The following is a 4,414-nucleotide window of genomic DNA, read 5'->3' as shown; positions in this document are numbered from 1 at the left end:
GGTGATCGCCACGATCGCACCGCTGTCGGCCAGCCGGTCGGCCAGGGCCTCGGCCGAGAAGCCGCCGAACAGCACGACATGCACGGCGCCGATCCGCGCGCAGGCCAGCATCGCCACCACGCTGTCGGCCACCAGCGGCAGATGCACCGCCACCCGATCGCCACGCCCCACGCCCAGGGTGCGCAGGACGTTGGCCATGCGGCAGACCCGTTCATGCAGGGCCGCATAGGTCAGGCGTTCGGACTGTCCGTCCTGGCCTTCCCAGATCAATGCGGCCTGGTCGGGCCGTGTGGCCAGGTGGCGGTCCAGGCATGAGATGCTGGCATTCAGCGTTCCGTCGGCGAACCAGCGTATCGCGACGTCCCCCGTGAAGTCCGATGCCGAGGCGATCGTGGGCGGGGACGCCCAGGCGAGCCGCCCGGCCTGTTCGAGCCAGAATTGTTCGGGGCGCGCCGAGGCCGCCTGCTCCATCAGGCGCCGCCGGCCGGCATCGACGGCCGCCTGGGCGGCGAAGGCGGGAGGTGCGTGAAAAATTTCGTCATGCATCGCGATGCGTTCCCCGCCTGTCCTGCCCGATGGGGGCTCCTCTAACGAAGCCTCTCATAATCCACTCTATATGACGCGCCGGGCCGGTGCGACGAGATATAGCCGGGCGCGGAAAAAAAGCCCCGGCGGAAGACCGCCGGGGCTGCTGGAGGACGCGACAGGGCCAAGGAATCGGCCAGGAAAAAACTCGGGAAGAGAGATTACAGACCAACCGGCACCGAAAGCGACAGGAAGATGCCGCGCCCGGCCTGGGTGTTGAACAGCGGCGTCTTGTCCGCCGCGTAGCCGAAGAAATAGACGACCTTGTGGCTGTTCAGCAGGTTGGAGACGTTCATCCGCACCTTGACCGGGGGAACCCAGCCATTGGTCCTGGGGAACGTATAGGCCAGGGAGAAATCGAGCTGCGAGAACGGGTCCAAGCCCTGCCGCTGGCTGGTGTCGCCGTAGCGGCTGCCGACCCATTTTTCGATCAGCGACGCGTAGACGCCGTCATGTTCGTAGATCAGGCCGCCGGCCATCGTCGCTTCCGGCGCGTTGGCGACCCACTGGTCGGTCTTCTTGACCTTGGCCTGGTTGATGCTGCCGTTGGCGAACAGGGTGAAACCGCGCCCCAGGAAGACCGAGCCCTCGGCCTCGGCGCCGTAATAGTTCACGCCGCCCTGGTTGAAATATTCGGTATTCTGGCCGATCGTCCGGCTGGCCACCAGATTGTCGAAATCGATATAATAAACGTCGCCGGACAGGGTGAAACGGCGGCTCTGCCAGGCGGTGCCGATCTGGTAGTTCATGGTGTTTTCGGGGCTGACCTGGTTCTTCGACGGATCGCCGACATAGAAATAGGCCAGGTCCGGCGCCAGGAAGCCCCGCGCGACCTGCAGATAGGCGGACCAGTTCGGGCTGGCCATGTAATGCACGTTGATCGACGGCATCGGGGCCGAATAGCTCTGGCTGTAGTTCAGCGGGGCGCCGGTCTTCTGGTTGACCGGCGCCTCGATGTCGCGGTTCAGGATGTTGTATTTGAACCCGGGGTTGATCGTCAGGTTCGGCAGGGCGTGGATCGCCAACTGAAGATAGGGCTGCATGCTGAGATTCTGGTCGTGCATGAAACGATCCAGCGCCGCGGGCTCGCCGTTCGCCTTGATGGTCGGCGGATTCAGCGCGCCGCCCTGCGTCCAGTCGACTTCATATTGCTGGCGGCCGTTGCTTTGATGCTCGATCCACAGGCCCAGATGGGCATTGACGATGCCGAACCCGCGCGAGAGGTCGAACGTATCGCCCCAGGCGCGGTAGTCGTTATGCATCCGCTGGCCCGGGATGTCGTCGCCCGCCGGGCTGTAATAGGTCTTGGAATAGGCGAGCGTGCCGGACAGGTTGCCGTTCACGTCGCCGGCATTGTCCCCGTGATGGACGTAGGCGTAGGTATAGACCTTGTTGTTCAGAAGCCAGCCGGCGCCCAGGTCGGAATTCAGGCCGATATATTCCATATCGGTCTGGATATGGTCGACATTGATGTTCTGGTAGTTCTGCGCGTGCGGATTGTTCGACAGGCCGTAATTCGGGCCGTATGTCGCGATCTCCTTCAGCGACACGCCGGGCGGCACGTCCTGCACGATGCGGTTGTGCATCGCCATGACGGTCAGCGTCGTGGAGCGGCCGACCGGCTGCACCCACTTGCCCATGAAATTGGCGCGGTGCTGGTCGGCGTAGGTCAGGTAGCCATTGCTGTCCAGGGCCTCCATGTCGACGAAGAAGGCGCCGCCGTTCAGGGATTTCAGGCGGCCGCTGTCGAATTCGCCACCGTAATTGTTGGTGCTCCACGACCCCACGCTGCCGTAGGCCTCGGCCGTCGCGCGGTCCAGCGGATTCTTGGTCGTGACGCTGATGGTGCCGCCGAACGTGGCGTAGCCGATGGTCGAGGCGTCGCCCGGCCCGCGATCCACGCTCATGTCGCCCAGGTCGTGCGCCATGAAATAGTTGGTGGAGTGATGCGTGAAATTATTGGTGTCGGCAAACGGGATGCCGTCCAGCAGGACGTTGTACTGGCCGTCCTGGAAGCCGCGGATCGACAGGCCCTGGCTTTCGGAGAGGCCGGGGCCGTTGGTCGAAATCGCGGTCACGCTGGGCGAGATCGCCGCGATCGTATCGTAGTTGGCGCTGGGCGGCGCGTTGTTCTGGATGAAATGCTGGCTGATGACCGAGGTCGGCTGAAAGGCGGCGAGCGGGGCCTTGCTCGGCGCCTGGTAGGCGGCCGAATTGACCAGTTGATGCCCGATCGATTCGATCTGTTCGGGCCGTTGTCCGGCCTGGATGGCGGTGCGCTGCGCGTGGCTCTGCTGCCGTGCGGCCGATCCCGCCTGCGTCGGCTGGACCTGGCCGTCATCCTGCCCCGCCTGGGCGGCGAGCGCCGTGGCGGCGTTGAAGATCATGCCGGCGCAGATCAGCGACGTCGACGCCAGGCCGCATGCGCGGCGGCCGATCGTGCGGCTTGCCGCGCGGTGACCGGAAACAACAAGACGATTCATGAAAACCCTCGACAATTCATGTCGGTCGCATCAGCCAAGTGGTAGCGATCACGACAGTCGAGCGGTCTCTTATCACGGGTCCGTGTAGAGCCCCGTGAAGTTGTCATTCCAATTATATGAAGAAATTATGTATTTTTTGGCGATTTTTTAAGAGAAAAATAGTGGAATTGTTGTATTTTCATCACATATGCTGCGCGCCGGCAATAGATGCGTCACGAGAGCGATTTGTAGCATAAACAACGAAGCCCGGCGCCCTGTCGGGGGCGTGCCATGCCGGATCCGTGGATGGTTCAGAGACGCAGATGGTCGAGGCGCAGCCGGCCCCTTGGATCGCTGAGCCGTGCGGCGGTCAGGATCGACGACAGGGTGGCGCCGATCATGTTGCCGCAGACGATCAGGCTCATCAGCACGATCTGGTATTTCGACGCGTCCAGCGGGTTCATGCCCGCCAGGATCTGACCGGTCATGATTCCGGGCAGGGTGATGATCCCGGCGGCGGCCATCTGGTTCAGGGTCGGGATCAGCGCCGTGCGGATCGCCTGGCGGATCAGGCTGTTCATCGCCTGGGCCCGGGTGGCGCCCAGGATGATGCGCGCCTCGATCGCCATGCGTTCGCGCCCCACGGACGACAGCAGCGTGTTCATCGCGAGGCTGGTGGCGTTCATCACGTTGCCGAGGAGCAGGCCGGTCATGGGGATGGCGGTCCGGGCGGCGTACCAGGGATGGGGCTGCAGCGCCGTGAGCAGGCCGACCAGCACCACGATGCCGGTGCCGATCACCGTGCTGGCGCCGCCGATGCCGAAATGCCAGGCCGGGGCCAGGCGCACCGCCTGGCGCGACCCGACCTCGTAGGACGCGGCGGCGAACATGACGAGCAGGACCGACAGGGTCAGCCATACCGAGGCGCGTCCGAAGACGAACAGCAGCACACTGCCCGTCAGGATCAGTTGCGCCGCCATGCGCACCGCCGCGATCGTCAGCGTGCGCTGGATACCCAGCGACAGGATGATCGACAGGATCGCGCACAGCGCGATCAGGCCGCCCGCCAGCAGCAGGTCGCCGGTCGTCAGCAGAATGGGGGTCACGCGGCGCGCGCTCCGGCGAAGCGCCCCTGTTCCATGTGATGCCGGCGGTCGGCCATGCGGTCGGCCTGTGCGGGATCGTGCGAAACCAGGATGATGACGGCGCCCTTGTCCTTCTCGGCGCGCAGCAGGGATTCGACCTTGGCGGTCGTGGCCTCGTCGAGGGCCGAGCAGGGTTCGTCGAGCAGCAGGACCTGCGGTTGCAGGCGCAGGCCGCGCACCAGCGCCAGGCGCTGGCGCTCGCCGGTCGACAGGCGGTGTACC

The 4,414-nt window shown here is 64.6% G+C and carries 4 protein-coding genes; all 4 read right to left on the bottom strand.

Translation table 11 applies throughout. The features are described 5' to 3' along the window. Positions 1–546 (bottom strand): AMP-binding protein (locus tag HUK84_RS11305; RefSeq protein WP_176640388.1); only part of this gene is annotated, 546 nt, incomplete at its 3' end. A 200-nt stretch (positions 547–746) separates the two neighbouring features. Next, positions 747–3,068, bottom strand: coding sequence for a TonB-dependent receptor (locus tag HUK84_RS11300; protein WP_176640387.1), 2,322 nt, complete (start codon positions 3,066–3,068; stop codon positions 747–749). A 290-nt stretch (positions 3,069–3,358) separates the two neighbouring features. After that, entirely contained in the window at positions 3,359–4,153 is a 795-nt protein-coding gene (locus tag HUK84_RS11295; protein WP_176640386.1) for an ABC transporter permease, read from the bottom strand. Further along, positions 4,150–4,414: ATP-binding cassette domain-containing protein (locus HUK84_RS11290; RefSeq protein WP_176640385.1), on the bottom strand; the 265-nt coding region annotated here is incomplete at its 5' end. The genes HUK84_RS11290 and HUK84_RS11295, both read right to left, overlap by 4 nt.

Origin of the sequence: Nguyenibacter vanlangensis, from assembly GCF_013376155.1 — a bacterium.
Lineage (GTDB): Bacteria > Pseudomonadota > Alphaproteobacteria > Acetobacterales > Acetobacteraceae > Gluconacetobacter > Gluconacetobacter vanlangensis.
Note: the sequence above shows the minus strand (reverse complement) of the source record. Positions and strands in the feature narration are given on the sequence as shown.

What these genes read in the sequence shown, in the direction of transcription:
- HUK84_RS11300 (WP_176640387.1), bottom strand. Translation starts at nt 3,068, where the DNA reads ATGAATCGTCTTGTTGTTTCCGGTCACCGCGCGGCAAGCCGCACGATC.